This window comes from Paraburkholderia sp. PREW-6R (genome assembly GCF_039621805.1).
Lineage (GTDB): Bacteria > Pseudomonadota > Gammaproteobacteria > Burkholderiales > Burkholderiaceae > Paraburkholderia.
On record NZ_CP155073.1, the window covers coordinates 1,358,015 to 1,380,755 of the forward strand.

The 22,741-nt window shown below is 63.7% G+C and carries 16 protein-coding genes and 2 tRNA genes; 6 read left to right on the forward strand and 12 right to left on the reverse strand.

Translation table 11 applies throughout. The annotated features are described in order from the left end of the window. Window positions 1-42: 42 nt before the first annotated feature. From AAGS40_RS05840 to AAGS40_RS05850, 3 genes are read left to right on the forward strand one after another with little or no spacing between them, the layout of a single operon-like run. Window positions 43-1,752 carry a TadG family pilus assembly protein gene (locus AAGS40_RS05840; RefSeq protein ID WP_345813787.1) on the forward strand — a complete coding sequence of 570 codons (1,710 nt, stop codon included), beginning with the start codon at window positions 43-45 and terminating at the stop codon, window positions 1,750-1,752. A gap of 15 nt (window positions 1,753-1,767) precedes the next feature. After that, a complete protein-coding gene (locus tag AAGS40_RS05845; RefSeq protein WP_345813789.1) occupies window positions 1,768-3,159 on the forward strand; it encodes a sigma-54 dependent transcriptional regulator in 1,392 nt (463 codons plus the stop codon). A 47-nt stretch (window positions 3,160-3,206) separates the two neighbouring features. Beyond that, a complete protein-coding gene (locus tag AAGS40_RS05850) occupies window positions 3,207-3,923 on the forward strand; it encodes a DUF2968 domain-containing protein (protein WP_345813790.1) in 717 nt (238 codons plus the stop codon). Between the two features lie 379 nt (window positions 3,924-4,302). On the opposite strand, the gene AAGS40_RS05855 is transcribed toward AAGS40_RS05850, so the two are convergent. After that, complete coding sequence (locus tag AAGS40_RS05855; protein WP_345813792.1) at window positions 4,303-4,497, reverse strand: hypothetical protein; 195 nt, start codon at window positions 4,495-4,497, stop codon at window positions 4,303-4,305. Window positions 4,498-4,732: 235 nt separating this feature from the next. Here AAGS40_RS05855 and AAGS40_RS05860 point away from each other — a divergent pair, with 235 nt between their 5' ends. Continuing rightward, window positions 4,733-4,963 carry a hypothetical protein gene (locus AAGS40_RS05860; RefSeq protein WP_345813793.1) on the forward strand — a complete coding sequence of 77 codons (231 nt, stop codon included), beginning with the start codon at window positions 4,733-4,735 and terminating at the stop codon, window positions 4,961-4,963. Window positions 4,964-5,077: 114 nt separating this feature from the next. On the opposite strand, the gene hfq is transcribed toward AAGS40_RS05860, so the two are convergent. The 11 genes from hfq to AAGS40_RS05915 all read right to left on the reverse strand — a co-directional run bounded on the left by hfq (window position 5,078) and on the right by AAGS40_RS05915 (window position 18,849). Continuing rightward, window positions 5,078-5,590: an RNA chaperone Hfq gene (gene hfq / locus AAGS40_RS05865; protein WP_345813795.1), complete on the reverse strand. Its 513-nt coding sequence runs from the start codon at window positions 5,588-5,590 to the stop codon at window positions 5,078-5,080. A 242-nt stretch (window positions 5,591-5,832) separates the two neighbouring features. Continuing rightward, window positions 5,833-6,723 carry a DUF1571 domain-containing protein gene (locus tag AAGS40_RS05870; RefSeq protein WP_345814290.1) on the reverse strand — a complete coding sequence of 297 codons (891 nt, stop codon included), beginning with the start codon at window positions 6,721-6,723 and terminating at the stop codon, window positions 5,833-5,835. A gap of 150 nt (window positions 6,724-6,873) precedes the next feature. Continuing rightward, window positions 6,874-8,688: an AMP-binding protein gene (locus AAGS40_RS05875; protein WP_345813797.1), complete on the reverse strand. Its 1,815-nt coding sequence runs from the start codon at window positions 8,686-8,688 to the stop codon at window positions 6,874-6,876. A gap of 51 nt (window positions 8,689-8,739) precedes the next feature. After that, window positions 8,740-10,041, reverse strand: coding sequence for an acetyl-CoA C-acetyltransferase (locus AAGS40_RS05880; RefSeq protein ID WP_345813799.1), 1,302 nt, complete (start codon window positions 10,039-10,041; stop codon window positions 8,740-8,742). A 95-nt stretch (window positions 10,042-10,136) separates the two neighbouring features. Next, complete coding sequence (locus AAGS40_RS05885) at window positions 10,137-11,072, reverse strand: MaoC/PaaZ C-terminal domain-containing protein (RefSeq protein WP_345813801.1); 936 nt, start codon at window positions 11,070-11,072, stop codon at window positions 10,137-10,139. Window positions 11,073-11,074: 2 nt separating this feature from the next. Continuing rightward, window positions 11,075-12,508, reverse strand: a complete 1,434-nt coding sequence (locus AAGS40_RS05890) for a 3-oxoacyl-ACP reductase (protein WP_345813803.1) — start codon at window positions 12,506-12,508, stop codon at window positions 11,075-11,077. 118 nt (window positions 12,509-12,626) lie between these two features. Further along, complete coding sequence (locus tag AAGS40_RS05895; protein WP_345813804.1) at window positions 12,627-15,125, reverse strand: acyl-CoA dehydrogenase; 2,499 nt, start codon at window positions 15,123-15,125, stop codon at window positions 12,627-12,629. A gap of 433 nt (window positions 15,126-15,558) precedes the next feature. Then, entirely contained in the window at window positions 15,559-16,488 is a 930-nt protein-coding gene (locus tag AAGS40_RS05900; RefSeq protein ID WP_345813805.1) for a TetR/AcrR family transcriptional regulator, read from the reverse strand. Between the two features lie 365 nt (window positions 16,489-16,853). Then, window positions 16,854-18,074, reverse strand: coding sequence for an MFS transporter (locus tag AAGS40_RS05905; protein ID WP_345813806.1), 1,221 nt, complete (start codon window positions 18,072-18,074; stop codon window positions 16,854-16,856). 336 nt (window positions 18,075-18,410) lie between these two features. Then, window positions 18,411-18,497: transfer RNA gene (locus tag AAGS40_RS05910), tRNA-Leu, on the reverse strand. 265 nt (window positions 18,498-18,762) lie between these two features. Next, window positions 18,763-18,849, reverse strand: a tRNA-Leu gene (locus AAGS40_RS05915). A 405-nt stretch (window positions 18,850-19,254) separates the two neighbouring features. On the opposite strand from AAGS40_RS05915, the gene rnr reads away from it, so the two are divergent. Together rnr and rlmB are read left to right on the forward strand one after the other, a co-directional pair. After that, window positions 19,255-21,753 (forward strand): ribonuclease R, encoded by a 2,499-nt coding sequence (rnr, locus tag AAGS40_RS05920; protein WP_345813808.1) that lies wholly within the window; start codon window positions 19,255-19,257, stop codon window positions 21,751-21,753. 179 nt (window positions 21,754-21,932) lie between these two features. After that, a complete protein-coding gene (gene rlmB / locus AAGS40_RS05925) occupies window positions 21,933-22,676 on the forward strand; it encodes a 23S rRNA (guanosine(2251)-2'-O)-methyltransferase RlmB (RefSeq protein ID WP_345813810.1) in 744 nt (247 codons plus the stop codon). Window positions 22,677-22,741: the final 65 nt, after the last annotated feature.

Genomic DNA, 22,741 nt, shown 5'->3' on the forward strand with positions numbered 1-22,741 from the left:
GCCGGTCGCCATCGCGCTTGCGTCCCGTGCGGCGTGCGCCCGGTGCGCCACCAGCGCGGCGTGGCCGCGCTGGTGGCGGCCATTTTCCTAAGCCTTGCGCTCACGGCTCTGGGCGCGCTCGACATCGGCCATCTTTATAACGCGCGGCGGCAATTGCAGCGCACGGCCGATCTGGCGGCCATGGCCGGCGTGCAGGTCATCAGTAGTCCGTCCGGTTGCGCGTCGGTGAGCACCGCCACGCAGCAGAATGCGGCCTCTAACGGATTCACGCCCGACGGCGGAACGACAACGCTCAGCACCACCTGTGGACGCTGGAATGGCTCGTCGAGCACGCATTTCAGCGCGAGCGGCGCGCCGCTGAATGCGGTGCAGGTCAAGGTGACGGAAAACGTGCCGTACTTCTTCGTCGGTCCGTCGCGCAACGTGAGCGCGACGGCTACCGCGCTCGCCACCAATATCGACGCCTTCTCGCTGGCCACCGGGATCGCCACGCTCAACACCCAGCAGTCGGCTCTGCTCAATGCGATTCTCGGCGGCCTGCTGAAAACGGGCGTGGCGTTGAGCGTGGGCAACGTACAGAGTCTCGCGTCGGCGCATGTCAAGCTGGGAGACCTGATGGTGGCGCTGGGCGCGTCGTCGATGCAGGGTCTGCTGAACACCACCGTCAGCTATCAGACGTTGATGGTCGCGCTGGTGCAGGCGCTGCAGGCCGGCGGCGACTCGATCAATGCGGCGATCCTGCAAACGCTCGCGGTTGCGGTTCCGGGCGGCCAGACCATCACGATCGGCGACGGCGGCACATCGGCGCCGGGCCTGCTGGCGCTGGGTACGGCGAATCCCGATTCCGCGGCGAGCGCCACCGTCAATGCGCTCGACGCGCTGCTCGTTTCTGCGCAGATCGCCCAGCGCAGCCCGGACGGTTCGCAGGTCAATGCGCCGGTGATCAACGTCGCGTCCGGTCTGGCGGGTATTGCCGGCCTCTCGCTGCAGGTGATTCATCCGCCGGTGCTTGCGGTGGGCGAAGGCGGCGCGACGCCGCCCACGATCGCGCGTGCGTCGGTGATGAATGCGACGGTGAATCTGCTGCCGATCACGCTGCCGACGCTGACCGTGGGCGGCGCGCCGCTGCTGGCCGTTACGCTTTCGTCGCTCAATGCGCCGCTCGTCGTGACGGTCGGCGCGGGCACAGGCACGGCAACGCTGAGTTCCGTCGATTGCGAAAGCACGAGGGCGGCGACCAATGCGACCCTGCAGGTTGCGCCTGGCATCGCTTCGGTCTGCCTGGCAGGTGATGCCGCGTGCACCAGGGCGGTCAACGTGGTGTCGCTGTCCGCGGTCATCCTGGGTGTCACGGTGCCGGTCGGGACAGTGGGACTCAATCCTGGCGGCGTGCTGCCATTGGCGCCCGGAACGCTCACGCCGCTCGTTTTCGACGGATCGTCGGGCAGCTTCGACGCGTCGAAGAGCGCCAACTCCAATGCAGTCGGCAGCGACGGTGCGATGCTGACTACGGCGCTTTTCGCAGCTATGCCCGGCTTGCTGCAAGTGGCTCCGCTCGGTACCGATCTATCCAGCGTGCTCGGTCCGATCCTGTCCGGCGTGACGGGGCTGTTGACGGCCGCCCTGCAACCCATTTTCAGCCGGCTCGACACTGTCCTCATTCCGACGCTTTCGCTGCTCGGCGTTCAGGTCGGCACGGCGACCGTCCACAACATGTCGCTGACGTGCGGCGTCGCGCAACTAGTCAACTAGCGTAGCCAGGACAAGATGAGACCCACCATCAAAATCGAGGAACTCGATATCTACGTCTGGGAAGGCAAGGCCGACATCGTCGACCGGGTCGCACGCTGCATGGCGAGCTTCGAGGTCGAAGTGATCCGTGCGGACGATATTGCGATCTCGCCCGAGCGGACTGCGCAGCGCCCGTCGCTGGCGATCATCAGCGTCTCGGTCATCGACAGCGGCGCATTGGTGCTACGTGACTGGCAGGCCACGCACGGCATCCCGGTGGTGTGGGTCGGCGCCGCGCCGCGCGATCACGATCCGGCCATGTACCCCTCCGAGTATTCGCACATCCTGCCGCTCGATTTCACCTGCGCGGAACTGCGCGGGATGGTGATGAAGCTGGTGCTTCAACTGCGAGCGCACAGCGCGAAGACGCACGAGTCCGACGCGATGATCGCGAACTCGGAGTGCATGCAGGCGCTGCTGCACGAAGTCGATACCTTCGCCGACTGTGACACGAGCGTGCTCGTGCATGGCGAGACCGGCGTCGGCAAGGAACGCATCGCGCAGCTGCTGCACGAAAAACACAGCCGCTACGGACAGGGTCCGTTCGTCGCGGTCAACTGCGGCGCGATTCCCGACGGCCTGTTCGAGTCGCTGTTCTTCGGCCATTCGAAGGGCTCGTTCACCGGCGCTGTGGTCGCGCACAAGGGCTACTTCGAACAGGCCGACGGCGGCACGCTCTTCCTCGACGAAATCGGCGATCTGCCGCTCTATCAGCAGGTGAAGCTGCTGCGCGTGCTGGAAGACAGCGCAGTGACGCGCATCGGCTCGACCACGCCGGTGAAACTCGATTTCCGGCTCGTCGCGGCGACCAACAAGCTCCTGCCGCAACTGGTGAAGGACGGCACGTTTCGCGCGGATCTGTACTACCGGCTGGCCGTGATCGAACTGAAGATTCCGTCGCTCGAAGAACGCGGCGCGGTGGACAAGATCTCGATCTTCAAGGCGTTCATCTCGCAGGTGGTCGGCGCCGAGCGTCTGTCAGCCTTGCCCGATATTCCGTACTGGCTCGCGGATGCCGTCGCCGACACGTATTTCCCGGGCAACGTGCGGGAGTTGCGCAATCTCGCCGAGCGGATCGGCGTGACGGTTCGTCAGGTGGGTGCGTGGGACGCGGCACGGTTGCAGCGCCTGCTCGCGCTTGCGCGCACGACGCAACCCGTGCCGGCCGACAGTGCGCCGGAAGTGCTCGTGGACCGCAGCAAATGGGACATGGCGGAGCGCAATCGCGTGCTCGCCGCGCTCGACGTAAATGGCTGGCGCAGGCAGGACACCGCGCTCTATCTAGGCATCAGCCGCAAGGTGTTGTGGGAAAAGATGCGCAAATACCAAATTTTCGACGAGGAGCCCGAGACAAGGGAAAGTGAGTAATAATCAGACGGATGCATCAAAACAAGAACTGTTCAAGCAGGATTTACATGGACCAAAAGTCGAACCTCCGACAGGTTGCTTTCGCTGGGATTTTCGCGATGGCAACTTTGCAAGGCGTGCAAGCGCAAGCGCTGCCGGACAGCAGCGCGAGCGCCGGTGTCGTTTCTCAACCGGGAGCAAGCGCGGCGTTGCCATCCGTATCGCAACCTGGACAGGTGCAAACCAGTGCGCTCACGCCCGCCGAAGCAAAGCAGTCCGCCGCGGGCAACGTGGCTGAACTGCAGCAGATGATTCACGGCTCGGATCTGAGCGAACTGCGCACCACCTACAACGGCAGCTACGGTGCCAGCCTGCTGTTCTATGGGAAGGAAATGACCTACTACGTCGCGCTGTTCCAGCAGAAAAACTTCTGGCGCGTGATCAAGACGCAGGACCCGACGCGCGCCGACATGATCTATAAGGACTTCGTGCGTCAGACAATGCAACTCTCCGACGTGGAGATCCGCCGCACCCAGCTCGAGGCGCAAAAAGCTTTCACAGAGCGGATGATCGCGTTGCAGCAGGATAACGCGAACCGTCTGCAGGCCGACCTGGACGTGGCTCGTCAGCAGCAGAACATCGTCGCGAACCAGCAGCAGCAGAACCAGGCGCAGGCCACTGCACTGGCCCAGCAGAAAGCTGCCGCGCAGGACCAGTTGCGTGCCGCGCAACGTCAGGTGCGAGACCTGCAGCGTCAACTGGAAAGCGGCTTGCCGACGCACTGAGCAGGAACGCGTCCTCCATACGCGGCGGGCGGGGTGGCCATCTGACTGCGCGCTGTCCGCACGGTCGGATTTTCGCCACCGTTCGTAACCTGATCTGGTCGGCAGTGAAGCGGCACGCGATCAGCAGGCTGTTTCACAGCATCTACGTTTTGTCATTGCATCGGGCACATTGCGGCGCTGTTCACCCCGTGGCGGAAGAAGCGCTGCCTGCCGTTACTTTTTACGCTGCTTCCCGTCAGGTGCCGCTGGTGTGGGCTGATTTCCAATGATGCCCGCCGGCGTTCACCGCCCGCCTGTCACGCGCTCGCTTGCACGCCGCCCGTGCCGCCACCGGCCCTGCGGGTTCGATGGCTTGCCCTTCGCACCAGCCGCCGTGCGGCTAGTGTTTCTTTTTTAAGGCTGCCTTTTCCTTCTCCCGGGGATCGTACGGATCTGTCGAATCGATCGCGACCGGGTCGCTCGCCGGGAAACTCTCTTCCAGCGCTTCGTCGAGACGGCTGTCGACCGACTCCAGCGGTTGCTCGTCGGCCGGCTGTGCGGCGGGCTGGGATGGGTGTGCCTTCTTGCTCGTCATGACCGTGCTCCGTTGGATAAAGGTTGACTATTCAGCATAGCGCAAAGGCGGCGTCGGCGACTAACGGGTCGAACGGCGGGACACGTCACGTGGAATATTTAAAACAATGCTTGAAAGCGGCTGCGCTTCACTCGTTTTCCGGATGTGCTCGCGTGAGCACGATGAGCACGCAGGCAATGCCGGACGAACGGGAACCCCACTTACGGGACTGGAAAACCACGAGGCTGCGAATAGCATGGAACGACCCAAAACCGCCGGCGCGCAACGCCTGCATGCGTCATATGTCGTGGAAGCCGAACTGGAACACCTGGACTGGGCAACGAGGCAACCGGCGCAGAGCATGCTGGACGCCGGGTACTGGCGTCGCCGTGTGCTGGCGATCAAAGGGGGATTCGAGCTGACGGCGCCGCAGAAGACCCGTCTGGAGAAGATCCTGCAGCGGCTCGGCGATCCCTCCACCGGGTAGCGGAGCCGCTTCAAGGGCGCCTGCGTGAAGATCGGCCGGCAGCAGATCGGCAGTCAGGTGCCTGCTGTGTGCCGCCGGTGCATTAACCTCGGCACCACACGGGTAACAAACGCTTTATTCGTTGCCGCTGCTTCCGCCATTGCCACCATTACCGCCGCCGCTGCTGCCGCCGCCGTGATGGCCGCCGCCATGGTTGCCGCCGTCGCCGCCCGTGCCGAACAGACGGCGGCGGCGCGTGACCACCACCGGACCATCCGACGTGCCGCTATTGCGGTCGGAGCCCGAACGGTCCGACGGCGCGCCGTACGACTCGCGCGGTTCACGCGGTTCGCGATGTTCCCGCGGCTCACGCGAACCATGCGGGCCGCGCGTGGTGTGTTCGCCATGCGAGGGCCGCCCCGTCCGCGGCGCCGGACGCGTGCCCGTATCGAGCTGGATCGTGGAGATCGCGCGCTTGTAGATGCCTTGCAGGCCGACAGGCGTGCGCAGCATGACCAGATACTGATCGAACGACTCGATGCAACCCGTCAGGCGGATGCCGTTGACGAGATAGATCTCAACGCGCTTACGTTCTTTGCGCGCAGCGTTCATGAAGTCGTTTTGCGGATGCGATTCTGCGGAAGCCATGGAGAATTCAGGTTAGGAAGACGGTTGTTCGCCGCGATTCTACCCTGTGTGGCGGCAGAACGCGTCGGCGGGCGAACTGCGTCCACTATAACGGCTTGTGAGCGCATAAGCATCTGATAACTATTCGCTGTAACGTTGCGTTACCAATCTGCCGACGAATGGCGCGCTCACGTGCCATGCCTTGACGTTTGCGGCGCGCCCAGGCAGCAGAGCGTGACGCTGCCGCCGCCCGGAGCGCTGCGTCAGAACCTGTACGCCTTGTTTTTGGGATCGAACGTCGAGTCGTCGAATGTTTTCGGCGTAATGCTTTCGAACACAATCTTTTCGAAAAGCTTGCCGTCGTTGTCATAAGACTCGACGGTGCGGAAATACGGATGCCTCAGATCGAGCCCGAGCGTTTCTTTCTTCGCATAGAACTGCGGCTGGCCGGTCGGCGTCTCGAATGTCAGCGCGACCACGCGTACGCCGTCTATCGTGCTGACTTTCACCTGGGTCGAGCGAGGCAAGCCCGCCTCGATATATTTTTTGCCTTCGCTGAGATACTGGTTCGCGATGTACTCGGTGCCGAGGTCGCGCACCTGATGGTTCGACTGCGAGTGGGCGAGGGCGCCCGTGAGCGATGTCCACACCGGCATCACGTTCATGATGCCGCCCAGATGACCGTACATTTCGTCGGTTCGTTTGGACTCGTCGTAGATGATTTCCTGGCCGGCGTGTGCGCCGTCGGGCAGCCACTTCGCGTAGATGCGCAGCGGGTCGTGCGCGACGCGCACCAGCATGTGATCGGGCGTGTCGGGCCACTGACCGTGAATGCGCTCAGAGCGCGACATGGTGAACTCATAGGACGGGTAGCCGTTCGGCCCTTCCTTGATGTAGCGCGGCAGCGCAAGCGGGTCGAGTGACTGGAACAGCGCGACGAGTTGCGCGTCGTCGAGTTTTTCCATGGCGCCGCTTTGTTGCGCGGCGCGCAGCCATTTGACCTGCTGGTCGAGCGTGAGCTTGCCGACCTGCGACGACGGCGTGGCAGGCGCCTTGACCGCGCTGGCGGTGTCGAGCGGCGGCGGGGTAGCGTCGTTTTGCGCGAAAGCCGGCGCGCTCGCGCCCACGGCGCCGGCCACGAGCAGGCCGGCCATGAGCGCTCCCGGCGCGCGGCTCGCCAATGAAAGGCGGGCGAGGCGCATGAAGGCCGGCAATCTGCGCGGTCTGCGCAAGCCTACGAACGGGCTGTGCTTCATGATCTCTCCATAGGTGACGGCAGCTCACTGACGCAAGCGCCTTGCCTGTCAGGCAGGCCTTTGCTTCGCGAGTTCCTCGTCACGCAATTGGCGGCGCAGAATCTTGCCGACATTGGTCTGCGGCAACTCGTCGCGAAACTCCACCAGCTTCGGCACCTTGTAGCCCGTCAAATGCTTGCGGCTGTACGCAATGATCTGCTGCTCGGTCAGCGCGGGGTTGCGTTTGACGATGAACACCTTTACGCGCTCGCCTTGCGCGGCGTCGGGCACGCCGATTGCCGCCACTTCGCGCACGTCCGGATGTGTGGCGATCACGTCTTCGATTTCGTTCGGATAGACGTTAAAGCCCGACACCAGGATCATGTCTTTTTTGCGGTCGATCAAACGAATGAAGCCGCGCGAATCCATCACGCCGATGTCGCCAGTGGCGAGCCAGCCATCCTCATCGATGACGTTGGCTGTTTCTTCCGGGCGGTTCCAGTAGCCTTTCATCACTTGTGGACCTTTCACGCAGAGTTCACCCGCTTCGCCGATCTGTGCCCATGTACCGTCGTCCTTGCGAAACCGCACCTGGGTAGAGGGCGCCGGCAGCCCGATCGATCCTTCGTGCTCGCGCAGGTTCGACAGATCCACGGGGTTCATCGACACGATCGGCGAACACTCCGTCAGCCCATAACCTTCGATGATCGACTTGCCCGTCACTTTGCGGAAGCGCTCCGCCACGGACTTCTGCGTGGCCATGCCGCCCGCCATTGCGAGCTTCAGATTGGAAAAGTCACGCTTGCAGAATTCCTCGTTGTCGAGAAACGCGTTGTACAACGTATTGACCGCGGTCATGCCGGTGAATTGCTCATGGCGGATGATGGCCATTACGCGCTTCATGTCGCGCGGATTCGCAATCAGGATGTTGCGCCCGCCCAGTCCCATGAAGATCAGCGCGTTCACCGTCAGCGAATAGATGTGATAGAGCGGCAGCGGCGTGAGCACGGTTTCTATGTCGCCGGTCAACTGACCTTCCGACCATGCCTTGGCCTGTAGCAGATTGGCGATGATGTTCCGGTGCGTAAGCATGGCGCCTTTCGCCACGCCGGTGGTGCCGCCGGTGTACTGAAGGAACGCGATGTCATCGTGCGACGTTCGCACGGGAGTGAGCGCCCGCCTGTCGCCGATGGAGAGCGCCTTGATGAGCGGCACCGCCTGCGGCAGCGTGTAGGCGGGCACCATCTTCTTCACATGGCGCAGCATGAAATTGAGCAGACGTCCTTTGAGATTCAGGCCGTCGGCGAGCAGATCGCCGAGCCCGGTGACGATCACGTTCCGCACCTCCGTGCCGGGCAGTGCATCTTCCACGGTCTTCGCAAAGTTCTCGAACACCACAATGGTCTGCGCGCCGCTGTCTTTCAATTGATGCGCGAGTTCGCGCACCGTGTAGAGCGGATTCACGTTGACCACCACGGCGCCGGCCTTCAGCACGCCGAACAGCGAGACCGGATACTGGAACGTGTTCGGCAGCATGATCGCGACGCGCTCGCCCGGCTGCACGCCAACGCTTTGCAGATATGCCGCGAATGCGGCGGCCTTGCGCCCGAGTTCACCATACGTCATGTTCGCGCCCACGCTCACATACGCGACCCGATCGCGGAACTGCGCGATAGATTCGTCGAAAAACTGGACGACCGATTCGTAGCGTTCGACATCGATCTCATGCGGCACGCCCGCCGGATAGGACGCATACCAGATGCCGTCGGTGTTCGGCGCGACGCTGGCCGTGCGCGTGGGCAGGCTGCTCGGCGCACTGCCGTGCTCTGCCGGGCGGGCAGGCCCGGTAGCGGGCGAGAGTAGCGTTCGTGTGGGCTGGGTCATGGTCGTCTCCTGAAGCGGCTTCGTTCGATTATGTCGTGGTCCTGCAAGCGATCAGCGCTCCAGTATCGCCACCACGCCCTGGCCGCCCGCCGCGCAGATCGAGATCAATCCGCGCGCCGTACCGGCGGGTTTGTCGAGTTGCGCAAGCATCTTTGCGAGCCCGGCGACGATGCGGCCGCCCGTCGCGGCAAACGGGTGGCCGATCGCGAGCGAGCTGCCGTTCACATTCAGTCTGGTGCGCTCGATCATGCCGAGCGGCCCGGGCAAACCGAGTTGCGTGCGGCAGTATTCGTCATCCTGCCATGCGGCGAGCGTGCACAGCACTTGCGCCGCAAACGCCTCGTGAATCTCATACAGATCGAAGTCCTGCAGCGTCAGGCCGGCGCGCGCGAGCATGCGCGGCACGGCGTAAGCGGGCGCCATCAGCAGGCCTTCCTTTTTGTCGAAATAATCGACGGCGGCGGTCTCCGACCACGTCAGATACGCGAGCACCGGCAGGTCATGCCGGGCCGCCCACGCTTCGCTCGCGAGCAGCACGGCGGACGCGCCGTCGGTGAGCGGCGTCGAGTTGCCGGCGGTCAGCGTACCGGCGTCGCGATCGAATACCGGCTTCAGGCCGGCCAGTTTTTCGAGCGTCAGGTCGGCGCGCAACGTGTTGTCGCGCGCGAGGCCGCGGTAGGGCGTCATCAGATCGTTGAGGAAGCCGCGCGAGTACGCATCGCTGAGCTTGCGGTGACTTTCGTACGCGAGCACGTCCTGCGCTTCACGCGAAATGTTTAAGCGCTTGGCCATCAGTTCGCAGTGCTCACCCATTGAAAGGCCCGTGCGCGGTTCGCCATTGCGCGGCAGCAGTGGCTTGAAAAACATGTCCGGACGCAGCTTGGTCAGCGCCCCGACGCGTTGCCCTGCGCTCCTGCTGCGGTTTGCTTCGAGCAGGATCTTGCGCATTCTTTCGTTGACCCCGATCGGCGCATCCGACGTGGTGTCCACACCGCCGGCAATGCCCGCGTCGATCTGCCCGAGGGCGATCTTGTTGGCGACGAGGATCGTCGCTTCGAGTCCGGTGCCGCATGCCTGTTGCACGTCGTACGCGGGAGTTTCCTTCGCGAGCGTGGTGGACAGCACCGATTCACGCGTCAGGTTGAAGTCGCGCGAATGCTTGATCACAGCGCCCGCCGCGACCTCGCCGAGCCGTTCGCCGTGCAGGTTGTAGCGATCCACGAGGCCTTGCAGCGTGAACGTCAGCATGTCCTGATTCGACGCGGTCGCGTAAGCGGTGTTCGAGCGTGCAAACGGAATCCGGTTGCCTCCGACGATGGCGACGCGGCGTACGCCTGGCGGCGGGTTGGACATGGCTCGGCTCCTTTCGGTGGTCTTCTGGTTATCGAATGGCGCGCCGGGTCGTGCACGACTGCTTCGCACGACGCCCCGACGCGCTCACGCATGGTTCATTGAATGCGCCATTGCATGCGCCCGCGCAGATGTGGCTTTTCTCCGGCGATATCGCGCACCTCGATATCGCGTTCGATCAGCGAAGGCGACGCGCTCCACAACGACGCTTCTCCGGGCAGCAGCATCGGCAACCTGAATTCGGCGGACAACGTGGCTTCGGCGAGCGGCTTGGGCGGCTGCAATGCGGACGCGGCGCGCGCGAGCGTCCACATGCCGTGCGCGATCGCGCGCGGAAAGCCGAACGCTTTGGCCGACAGCGCGCTCAGATGAATCGGGTTGTAGTCGCCTGAAACGGTTGCGTAGTCGCGTCCGAGTTGCGACGCCAGTTGCCAGCGCGCAATGCGGTGCAGCGGGCCGGCGGCGGAGTCCAGCGGATCGAGCGCGCTGCCGGTGGTCGGCACACCGCGCTTCAGATAGACGCTGTCGCCATCCCACACGGCTTCGCCCCGACGGTAAATGCGTGTGTGAAGCACGAAAGCCTGGCCTTTGTCGTGACGCAGCAGCGCACCGAACTCGACTTCGATGCGCAACAGATCCTTGTAGGCGAGCGGCCGCCGCAACCGCACATGGTTCGCGAGATGCACGAGGCCGAGCGCCGGCCAGGGAAATGCCGGGTCGGTCAGCATCAGCAGATGAAGCGGAAACGCGAGCAGATGCGGATACGTGAACGGCACGCCATGCTCGGGAATGAAACCGCACACGCGCGCATAACGCCAGATCGCGCCGGGGTCGAGCGCAACGGCGGGGCGCACGAGCCGCAGCGCGGGCAGCTGCGTGTCGCGTCCGCGTTTGACGATGCCGGTAAGCGCGCGTGCGTAGAGTTTGGCCGGCTTAGGCAACTGTTCGATGACGATGGTTTTCGGCCGCGCGCCGTCGTGCCGCGCCGCTTGTGTGGCGCGGGCGCTGCCGAACGGGTCCACTGGATCACCCATGGTCACGCTCCAATCAGGCTCTGGCCGCACACGCGCACCACCTGACCGGTCACGCCAGCCGAGCCGGGATGCGCGAGCCACGCGATGGTCTGCGCGACGTCGACCGGCTGGCCGCCCTGGCTCATTGAATTCATGCGGCGGCCGGCCTCACGGATCGTCAGTGGAATCTTCGCGGTCATCTGGGTTTCGATGAAGCCCGGCGCGACTGCATTGATCGTGATGCCGCGCGCGCGCAGATGCGGCGCCATGCTTTGCACGCGGCCGATCACGCCGGCCTTCGAGGTCGCGTAATGGGTTTGGCCGAAGTTGCCCGCAATCCCGCTGATCGACGACACCGCGACGATGCGGCCGCCATCGCGCAGGATTCCGGCCGCGAGCAGCGCGTCGTCGATCCGTTCCTGCGCCGACAGGTTGACGTCGATCACGTTCTGCCACGCGGCGTCGGTCATCTTCGCGATCGTTTTGTCTTTCGTGATGCCGGCGTTGTGCACGATGATGTCCACGCCCTGCTCGTCGAGCGCCGCCGCAATCTGCGCAGGCGCTTCGGGCGCGGCGATGTCGAACGCGAGTGCGGTGCCGTTCAGCTGCCGCATCGTCGCGTCGAGCGCTTGTTGCGCCGCCGGAATGTCGATGCCGATCACGTGCGCGCCTTCGCCGGCGAGCACGCTCGCAATCGACGCGCCGATGCCGCGCGCGGCGCCGGTCACGACCGCGCGGCGGCCGGCAAGCGGCTGCTTCCAGTCGAACGCTGCCGCGCAAGCCGAGCCGGTGCCCGCGCTGGCGCTCGTGCTCGCCATGCCGATCCGCACCGCCTGTCCCGACACATAAGCCGATCGTGGCGAGAGAAAGAACCGTAGCGTTGCTTCGATTTCGTTCTCCGCGCGTTGCCCGACGTACACGAGGTTCGCCGTGATGCCGCGACGCGCTTCCTTGCCCAGCGAGCGGGTGAGCCCTTCGAGCGCCCGCTGCGCGGTCCACTGACGCGGTGTCGCACAATCCTCTGGCGGCCTGCCGAGCACGACGATGCGCCCGCATTTGCCGACCGAGCGCAGCGTGTCGTGAAAGAAGCCGTACAACGGTTCGAGCTGGCTGCTGTCGGCAATGCCGCTCGCGTCGAACAGCAGCGCGGCGAGCCTGGCCTGCGAGCCGCTCCCGGCAGGTTCGAAACGGCCGGTCATCAGTCCATGCCGGTTCGCGAGCGGCACCCACGTCCCGGCGCTTTCATGCGCGACGCTCGTCACGCCGATGCTTTTCACGAGGTGCGCGAGCGCGTCCAGCAATGCCGGTTCGCGGCCTGCGCCGATCGCCACCATGCCGTCGAACTCCGGACGGTCCGTGCGATAGCGGCGTAATACCTCGGGCTTCGGCAAGCCGAGCGAGCGCGCGAGCCGCGCGCCGAACGGCGAGTTGACGAAGTTCAGATAAGAGTCGTTCATAGGGTTCGCTGCTCCGCTGGCACATTCGTCGAAAGTCCCGGGTGGCTGATGCGGGACGTGTGTCAGTGTGCACCGGGTCTGGTCCAGAGGGTGTGCCGGACCCGGTGGTATTTCAAGCTCAGGCGATAAATTCGAGTGCCTTGTCGAGTGTTTCCTTGCGCCGGTGCAAGCTCGCCAGCATGCCGAAATCGGCCGGGAAGTCGTCCACCTTCACGACGAGGGCGCCGTAACGCGCGTAGTCTTCGATCACGCGACGATCGTCCGCGTCGATCAGTCCTTTGTGCTGCGCGGCGTCGGTCCATGCGGCGAGGCTCGGCAGGCTTTGCGGCATGGGTTCGAGCAACCCTTGCCTGACCGCGTCGCGCAGCTTCTGGTCGATCTGCGTGAAGCGCGGATTCAGCTCGAACACGAGTTCACCGTAACCGAGCGCGTCGACATCAGGATGCGGCACGTACGAATCCGACACGAGCCGGTTGCGCGCCGCACCCGGCTTTTGCATCAGCTCTGCGATTTCACTGCCGAGCTGGTCGGACGGCTCGCGGTGCGGCAGGCCGAAAGGAAACGCCAGCACGCGCACGAGCCCGGCCGCAAGCCGGTTCGGAAAGTTGGCGAGCACGCCGTCGAGCGCCTGCTGCGCGCGATACAACGAATCTTCGACGCCCCAGCGCACGAGCGGCAGATCTTCGTTCTGGCGGCCTTCGTCCTCGAAACGCTTGAGCGTCGCGGAGATCAGGTAAAGCTGCGAGAGCACGTCGCCAAGTCGCGCGGAAATGCGCTCGCGCCGTTTCAGATCGCCGCCGAGCACGAACATCGACACGTCGGCGAGGAGCGCGAACGCGGTCGAGAGGCGGGTGGCCGCGCGGTAGTACGCATGCAGCGGCGCATGGGCCGAACGGGGTCCGGCGATGAACGCACCGCCCGTGACCCCGTACACGAAGCTGCGCACGACGTTCGACAGCGTGAAGCTGACATGACCGAAGAACGCTTCGTCGAAATCGCGCAGTGCTTTCGCGTGATCTGCTTCACGCGTGGCGGCCATTTCCTTCAGCACATATGGATGGCAACGGATCGCCCCCTGGCCGAAGATAATCAGGCAGCGCGTGAGGATGTTCGCGCCTTCCACTGTGATTGCGATCGGCACCTGCTGGTAGGCGCGTGCGAGAAAGTTCGACGGCCCCATGCAGATGCCCTTGCCGGCGGCGACGTCCATGCCGTCGTTGACGACGCTGCGCGCGCGTTCGGTAATGTGATACTTGGCGATCGCCGAAATCACGGACGGCTTTTCGCCCAGATCGACCGCATGCGCGGACAGCCGGCGCGCGGCGTCCATCACATACAGATTGCCGCCCATGCGGCCGAGCGCTTCCTGCACGCCCTCGAATTTGCCGACGGCGGTGCGGAACTGACGGCGCACCGCCGCATACGCGCCGGTGCCGCGCACGGCGAGTTTCGCCATGCCCACGTTCGACGACGGCAGCGAAATCGCCCGGCCGGCCGCGAGACATTCCATCAGCATGCGCCAGCCGTTGCCCACCTGCGCGCGGCCGCCGATCACCCAGTCGAGCGGAATGAAGACGTCCTTGCCTGAGTTCGGGCCGTTCTGGAAGACGGCGTTGAGCGGCCAGTGGCGGCGGCCGATGTTCACGCCCGGGTGGTCGGTGGGAATCAGCGCGCAGGTGATGCCGGGCTCCTCGCTGCCGCCGAGCAGCCGCTGCGGGTCGAGCGCGCGAAACGCGAGGCCGAGCACCGTCGCGATCGGACCGAGCGTGATGTAGCGCTTGTCCCACGTGACGCGAAAGCCGAGCGTCTCGCGTCCTTCGAACATGCCCTTGCAGACGATACCGACATCCGGAATCGCCGCGGCGTCGGAACCTGCATAGGGGCTGGTCAACGCGAAGCAGGGGATCTCGTCGCCGCGCGCGAGGCGGGGCAGGTAGTGGTTCTTCTGCTCGTCGGTGCCGTAATGCATCAGCAGTTCGGCCGGACCGAGCGAGTTCGGCACCATCACCGAGACGGCCGCGGCGGAGCAGCGCGTCGCGAGCTTCATGATGACCTGCGAATGCGCGTACGCGGAGAACTGCCTGCCGCCGTACTGCTTCGGAATGATCATGCCGAGAAAGCCGTTGTCCTTGATGTACTGCCAGGTTTGCGGCGACAGGTCTTGCCAGACCATCGTGGTTTCCCAGTCGTTCGCAAGATCGCACAACCGCTCGCATTCCACGTCGAGAAACGACTGCTCTTCCGGCGTGAGTGTGGCCGGTCCATAGGCGAGCAGGGTATCCCAGCGCGGGCGTCCCGAGAACAGCTCGGCGTCCCACCAGACGGTGCCGGCTTCGATCGCGTCGCGCTCGGTTGGCGACATGTCCGGCAGAATCTTGCGGAAGATGTCCAGCACCGGCCGGGTCAGCCATGCGCGGCGCACGGGCCTGATTGCCAGTACCAGCGCGGGCAGCACGAGCACGATCGAGAGCACGGCCGTGACGGCGGGACCCGCCGCGCCGCTCAGATGCGCGGCCGCCACCCAGACGATCATGAAGGCGAGCCACCATGAGGCGCGCGCCTGCACATGGATGAGCGCGAAAGCAGCAATGACGAGCACCAGGGCGAACCACGGCATGACGTTTCCTCCTGCTTCAATGGTGCGGGCGATCGCGTCCACGGGGCGCGGACGGCTCGCGTTCTGTCGGTCTTCTTCTGACGCCTATGGCACGCGCGCAACCGCGGTGCCATTTTTCAGCCGCTTCATTGCATACGATGCCGGCCCGCTTGCACGCTGTTTTTCGGCGCAGTGCCTGCCGGGATGCTGCGAGGCGCTGCGAGTCGTGTTACCGGTTCGACAGTGCAATGCCGCGGACGTGCGCAACCTGGACGATATGCTCAGGTCGGTGAAGCCCGGGGAGTACAGTTTCGTTTTTCGTAGTGGCGGTGCATTGGATCCGGTTCGGCTTGCATGGATGTCGCACATGACGTGGCCGGCGGCGCGACCCTCGCGCTCGCAGACTGCGCGTTGTGCCGCGCCGCCGCTCGTCGCAAGGAGTCGCTGTGCGGTGTCAGGCATGCCCATGCATCGCCTGATGATGCGAACCGGCTTCGATGCTGCTGTCGCGCTGTTCGTCATTCGACTCGCCCGACGCTGACGGTGTATCTGCCGCCGCCTCGTCCTCTCGTGCGTGCAATGCGCCAGCGTTGCCGACCGTCGGCTTATCCACGGCGCGGCTTTCACCCCCACTTGCCCTGGCCGCTTCCGTGGAAGGGTGCGCGCCGCCTTCCGCGCCGTCCGTTGCGTCGCCGAGCACGGCGGCGAACGTCGCCAGCTGTGAGCTGTCCGGCAGCGGGGCCTTGAGCGCGGCAACCATCAATGACGCCAGGCGTGCGATCAGTTGCAGGTCGTCCATCGACTTGCCTTGGGAGAACTCGTTGATGAGGCTGTCGGTGTCGGTACCGGCGAGCACACCCGACAATGCACCGATCGCAAAATGCAGGCGCCAGCCAAGTTCCTCACGCGGCAGATGAGGCAGCGCACGCTGGAACGCATCGAAAAAGCGCATGGCCACCGACTCGTAATGCGCATTCAGAAAGTCGCGGATGAACGACGACGGATCGGTGTAAGCGCGGCCCAACAGACGCAGAAACGCCTTGCCGCCGACCCGCGAATCGCGCGAGAGCCGCAGCGCGGGAATGAACATCGCACCGAGCACGTGCTCGCAGGTCAGACGCGCGCCGAGCATCTGGTCGAAGCGGTCGAGCAGCTTGAGCCGCTCCTGGTTGAGCCGGTCGAGCCGGCGTGAAAGCATCGAATGAATCAGCGATTCCTTGCTGCCAAAGTGGTAGTTGACCGCCGCGAGATTCACTTCGGCCCGCGAGGTGATCTGCCGCAACGACATCGCCTCATAACCGCATTCGATGAACAGCGTCTCCGCCGCGTCGAGGATGCGGGATTTCGTGTCGCCGGCTTGCCGGCCTGTGGTGCGAACTGCCATATTGCGTCTCCCAGTTGCCGGGCGCCCGGCCCGCAAACAAGCGATTCAAATAACTATTTGAAACAGACGTTTTTCGAGGATAAAGAAGCGTGTGGGTGCCGATCAAGTCGCGTGCGTGGACGAACTCCTCTAGAAGACCTGACGCCGGTCTGCATCGTGTCGGACGCGCGGTGCGTCTTGCCGCGCGACAATAAAAAAGGCCGCTCCGACGGAAATCGGAGCGGCCTCGTAGGGCTGCTGCTGTTACTGCTGGTTGGCCTTTTTCAGATGCTCGGCGCGCTTGAGCGTGCCGTGGCGGATCGAGCCGCCTTTGTGTCTATTGTGCACGATAATGCGTCGTGCCCCTAGCTGTTTAGTTCGAACGCTTAAAGCTGTGCCGCAACCTGTTTGGCCGACTGCGTCATGTCGATGCCGCGACGCTCGCGGCTAAACGGAATCAGCGCCGCAATCACGACAGCGACGATGCCGATCACCACCGCCATCACGAGTGCATAGTTGTTGCCGTGTGCCTCGGCAGCGCTTGCCTGCAGCGGACCGTTGACCGAAGCGATCAGGTTGCCGAGCTGGTAGACGAGGCCGGGGAACGTTGCGCGAATCTCGTCAGGCGAGATCTCGTTCAGGTGGACTGGAATCACGCCCCATGCGCCTTGCACCGAGATCTGCATCAGGAATGCGCCGAGGGCGAGCAGCACCGGCGTGCTGGAGAATGCCCACAGCGGCAGTACCGGCAACGCAATCAGGGCGGCGATGAAAATGGCGCGCTTGCGGCCGATCCGCTCGGACATGAAGCCAAAGAACAGGCCACCGCAGATCGCGCCGATATTCAGCACGACCGTGATCCACGAGACCGTGTGCGCGTCGAACTGATGCTGCACGCGCAGGAAGGTCGGATACAGATCCTGTGAACCGTGCGAGAAGAAGTTGAACGCGGTCATCAGAATGATGGCGTACAGCGACAGGCCGACGTTCTGCTTGAGCGTGGCGACGAGGCCCGGCCGCGCTTTCTTTTCGAGCGTCTGGAATGCCGGCGATTCCGGCACGTGCGCGCGCACATACAGCACGAGCAGCGCGGGCAGCACGCCGACGAAGAACATGCCCCGCCAGCCTATGTATTGATAGAACACGCCGAACACGATCGACGCCAGCAGATAGCCGCTCGGATAACCCGCCTGCAGAAGGCCCGAGACAACGCCGCGCGACTTGGGCGGAACGGTTTCCATGGTCAGTGCGCCGCCGACGCCCCATTCGCCGCCCATTGCAATGCCGAACAACGCGCGCAGCACGAGCAGGGTGGTGAGGTTCGGCGAGAAGCCCGACAGCAGTTCGAGCAGCGAGAAGCACGCAATGTTGACCATCAGCGTGGGACGCCTGCCGTATTTGTCCGCGAGCCAGCCGAATATCAGTGCGCCGACCGGACGCATCATCAAGGTCAGCATGATTCCGAAAGCGACGGCGGGTATTTTGGTGTTGAATTCCGCCGCGATATCTTTCAGCACGAATACCATGAGAAAGAAATCGAATGCGTCGAGTGTCCAGCCCAGATAGGCCGCGATCGTGACGTTTCTCTGTTCCCGTGTCCAGCTCATTGATTGTTCTCCTGAGTCTCCAGTTACCCGTGTTCGACGACGAGCGGCGCCACAGCCCCGTACGCCCTGTGGCTTGGGCTTCGAGCGAGTGTACGCCGAGTATTAAACGGCTGCATGTTTGAACATGCGTTTATCCGTACTAATACCTGGAGTTGATTTCATTCGTCGCCAGATTAGCGCTCGAATGTCGGGAAAATGTAATTGTTTGACTGGTTGCGGTTATGAACGTCTGGGCGGCGCGGTGTTCGTGCCTGACGTGTCGCTCAGAAAGCAAAAACCCCGTGAAGCGCAAAAGCTTGACGGGGTATTGGGGTGTTTCTTTTTACTTGAAGAGCGTGGTGCCCAGGAGAGGACTCGAACCTCCACGGTGTTGCCACCGCTAGGACCTGAACCTAGTGCGTCTACCAATTCCGCCACCTGGGCACGTCTTCAAGTTAGACCGCTATTTTAGCGGGATGATGCAGCGTGTCAATCCCCAGCTTCAAACTGAACTCGCTACATTAACCGCCGGGTTGAAACGTACCGCGAACATACCGCGACGTTGATACGCCGTGTCGAACCAACCGTCCTGCTACCTCGTGACAAGAATCGCATCGAACCGCTGGATTGAACCACGGATCAAACGGATTCCACCGCGAGGCTTCACACAAAAAGTAAAGCCGCTCGTAAGCGGCTTTACTTTTGAATCTGGTGCCCAAGAGAGGACTCGAACCTCCACAGTGTTGCCACCGCTAGGACCTGAACCTAGTGCGTCTACCAATTTCGCCACCTGGGCAGGTGATGAACAGCAAAGAACGCAATTATAGCGACAGATTCGGACCTGTCAAGCCTTTCTCAAAACTCGCTTAAACCGCGCGACGACAACCGCTGCGCCGCTTCCAGCAACGTTTGACGGCGCGTCTTAGCGTGCAGGACGGGTGTTAGAATGCCTCGCAGTAGTTCGTTGGCACGGTGCACACACGCCCGTCGGACTCAGCCTTGACCGAGCCGGACCCAAGCAGTCTTTGCTGTGCAAATGCAGGTGCAATTCAAGCGCAAGTGAAGTGCAGTTGAAGTGCAACCAGAGTGCGACTGAAGCGCGACCCAAACGAGACCCGAGCGGGCCCTAAGCGTGACCCGAGCGAGACTCAGGCGGGACCCAAGCGCTTCTTAAGCCGAGCCACATCGCAGACCGACGTCCATGCAACGAGAAAAAATCATCGACAAGCCCTTGAGCAAATTTCCGTATCCGATTCCAAGCCGCGAAGAAATTCTCGGCGTGCTGCGCACGAGTGAAGCGCCGCTTGCCGCGAATGACATCGCCGAAGCCTTGTCGATCAAACGCCAGGAGCGCGAAGGCTTTTTCAAGCGCTTAGGCGCAATGGAGCGCGACGGCCAGATCCGGCTCGATCAGCGCAATCTCTATCAGCTCACCCATCCGTCGAACTTCGTCGCGGGCCGTGTGCAGGGTCATCGCGACGGCTTCGGCTTCCTGATTCGCGACGACGGTCAGGACGATCTGTTCCTGCCCACCGGCGAAATGCAGAAGGTCATGCACAACGACCGCGTGCTCGCGCGGATCGTCGGCTATGACCGGCGGGGCCGGCCGGAAGGGCATATCGTCGAGGTCACGGACCGCGCCAACAAGCGCGTGATCGGCCGCCTGCTCAACGAGAACGGCGCGCTGATCGTGGCGCCCGAAGACAAGCGCATCGGCCACGACATTCTGATCACGCAGAACACCAAGAAGGCGAAGGTCGGCCAGGTCGTCGTAGTCGAGCTGACCGACTTCCCGAGCCGTCATTCGCAGCCGCTTGGCCGGGTGGTCGAAGTGCTGGGCGATATCGACGACCCCGGGATGGAAATCGAAATCGCGGTGCGTAAATACGGCGTGCCGCACGAGTTCAGCCAGGCCGCGCTCGACGAAGCCGCGAAGCTGCCGGACGAAGTGCGCCCGGTCGACGCGCGGCATCGTATCGACCTGCGCGACGTGCCGCTCGTCACCATCGACGGGGAAGACGCGCGCGACTTCGACGACGCCGTGTACTGCGAGCCGGTGCAGGTTGGCCGTGGCGAGGGCTTCCGCCTGATCGTCGCGATCGCGGACGTATCGCACTACGTGCAGCCCAAGAGCGGCCTCGACGCCGACGCGCTCGAACGCAGCACGTCGGTCTATTTCCCGCGCCGCGTGATTCCGATGCTGCCCGAGAAGCTGTCGAACGGACTGTGTTCGCTGAATCCGGCCGTCGATCGTTGCGTGCTGGTGTGCGACATGATCGTCACCGCGCGCGGCGAAGTGAAGGCGTATCAGTTCTATCCCGGTGTGATTCACTCGGCCGCGCGTCTCACTTACACGGAAGTCGCCGCGGTGCTGAAAAACACCAAGGGGCCGGAGGCTGCGCGTCGTGCCGCGCTGCTGCCGCAACTGCAGAATCTGTACGGCGTGTACAAGGCATTGTTCGCGGCGCGCCAGAAACGTGGCGCGATCGACTTCGACACGACCGAGACATACATTGTCTGCAATGCGCAGGGCAAGATCGAGCAGATCGTTCCGCGCACGCGCAACGACGCACACAAGCTGATCGAGGAATGCATGCTGGCCGCGAACGTGTGCGCGGCGGATTTCCTCAAGCGAAACAAGCATCCTGGGCTGTTCCGTGTGCACGCTGGCCCGACCGCCGAGAAGCTGGAAAACCTGCGCACTTTCCTGCGCGGCATGGGCCTCACGCTGAACGGCGGCGAGAAGCCGCATGCGAGCGACTACGCCGCGCTGATGGCGCAGATCCGCGACCGGCCCGACGCGCAGATGTTGCAGACCATGCTGCTGCGCTCCATGCAGCAGGCGGTGTACAGCCCGGACAACATCGGCCACTTCGGTCTCGCGTATGAGGCGTATGCGCACTTCACGAGCCCGATTCGCCGTTATCCCGACCTGCTGACGCACCGCGCGATTTACGCCATCCTGCAGGGGCGCAAGTATCAGCCGGAGCCGCCGCAAGGCGTCGAGCTCAATACGGCGCTGTCGCCGCGCGCCCGCGCCATGCAGCAGTCAGACGAAGAAAAACGGGGCCGCGCTCGCTCGAACAACGTGGCGATCTGGGAAGAGCTCGGGCTGCATTGTTCGGCCAACGAGCGTCGCGCCGACGAAGCCTCGCGCGACGTCGAAGCATGGCTCAAGTGCTACTTCATGCGCGACAAGCTCGGAGAAGAATACGGCGGCATGGTGAACGGCGTCACGTCGTTCGGTATTTTCGTGCAGCTCGATTCGCTCTTTATCGAAGGTCTCGTGCACGTTACGGAACTCGGCTCCGACTACTTCCAGTATGACGAGATCAAGAACGAGTTGCGCGGCGAACGTACGGGCATCCGTTACCGTCTGTCGGATCGCGTGCGGGTGCAGGTAAGCCGCGTCGATCTGGATGCGCGCAAGATCGACTTCCGCCTCGTGCGGGATACGCCGATCAAGCCGCCGGCGGCGCGCACCACGCACGCCGAGAAGTCGTCTCCTGAGAACGGCGCGCGCGTGCGCGCGTTGCCCGCGGCCGAAGGCGCACCTGCTGCGCCGGGCGCGCGTCGCAAGAAAGCGGCGCCTGCCCAGAGCGCGGCCGTGGAGGAAGCGCGGACAGCGCGCGGCGCGGCCAGGAAGCACGGCACCGCGGCCAGAGCCGCATCTAAAACGCAGGCTCGCAAAAAGCGTTAACCGCGAAGCACTGTCAGGACCGCGCGCATCGGGCACGAAGCAACGTGCCGGTTGCGCGCGGTCTGCATTTGGTAATTGGGTCGTTGGCTAGTCGGGCAGTCTGGTCGTCAGGCGTTCGGGCCCGTATTCATCACAGCAGCGCGCGTTTGCCGCGCGTTCAATCAAAGGTTGTATCAGTCATGGCACGTCTTAAGGTTCTCTACGGTTTTCACGCAGTGACAGCGCGTATTCGTCACGACGCATCGTCGGTCGAAGATGTTTATTACGACGCCACGCGCAAAGACCGTCGCATGACCGAATTCCTGCATGCGGCCAAAGAGGCCGGCGTGCGTCTGATCGCCGCCGACGAGACGCGTCTATGGGGTCTGGCGCATACGGAGCGTCATCAGGGTGTGGTGGCACGCGCGGGCGACTTGCCGCTCGCGCAGAACCTGGCCGAGCTGCTCGACGGCATCAACGGTTCGCCGTTGATTCTCGTGCTGGACGGCGTGACCGATCCGCATAATCTCGGCGCGTGCCTGCGAGTGGCCGACGCCGCCGGCGCACACGCGGTGATTGCGCCGCGCGATCGCGCGGTCGGCCTGAATGCCACGGCGGCCAAAGTGGCGAGCGGCGCGGCGGACACCGTGCCCTACATCACGGTGACCAATCTGGCGCGCGCGCTGCGCGATCTGAAAGAGGCAGGCGTGTGGGTGGTCGGTACGGCGGGCGAGGCGAGCAAGAGCCTCTATGAGACCGAGCTGGACGGCCCGGTGGCGCTCGTAATGGGCGCGGAAGGCGAAGGCATGCGCCGCCTCACGCGCGACACCTGCGACGTGGTGATGCAGATCCCGATGGCCGGCACGGTGGAAAGCCTGAACGTGTCGGTCGCGAGCGGCGTGTGTCTGTTCGAAGCGGTGCGACAGCGGTCGGTCAGGAAGTAATGCCGTGCGGCGCTCGCGCGCCACTCCGCTAAACTAGGTTCTTTTACTGCTCGCCTGCCTTTCCC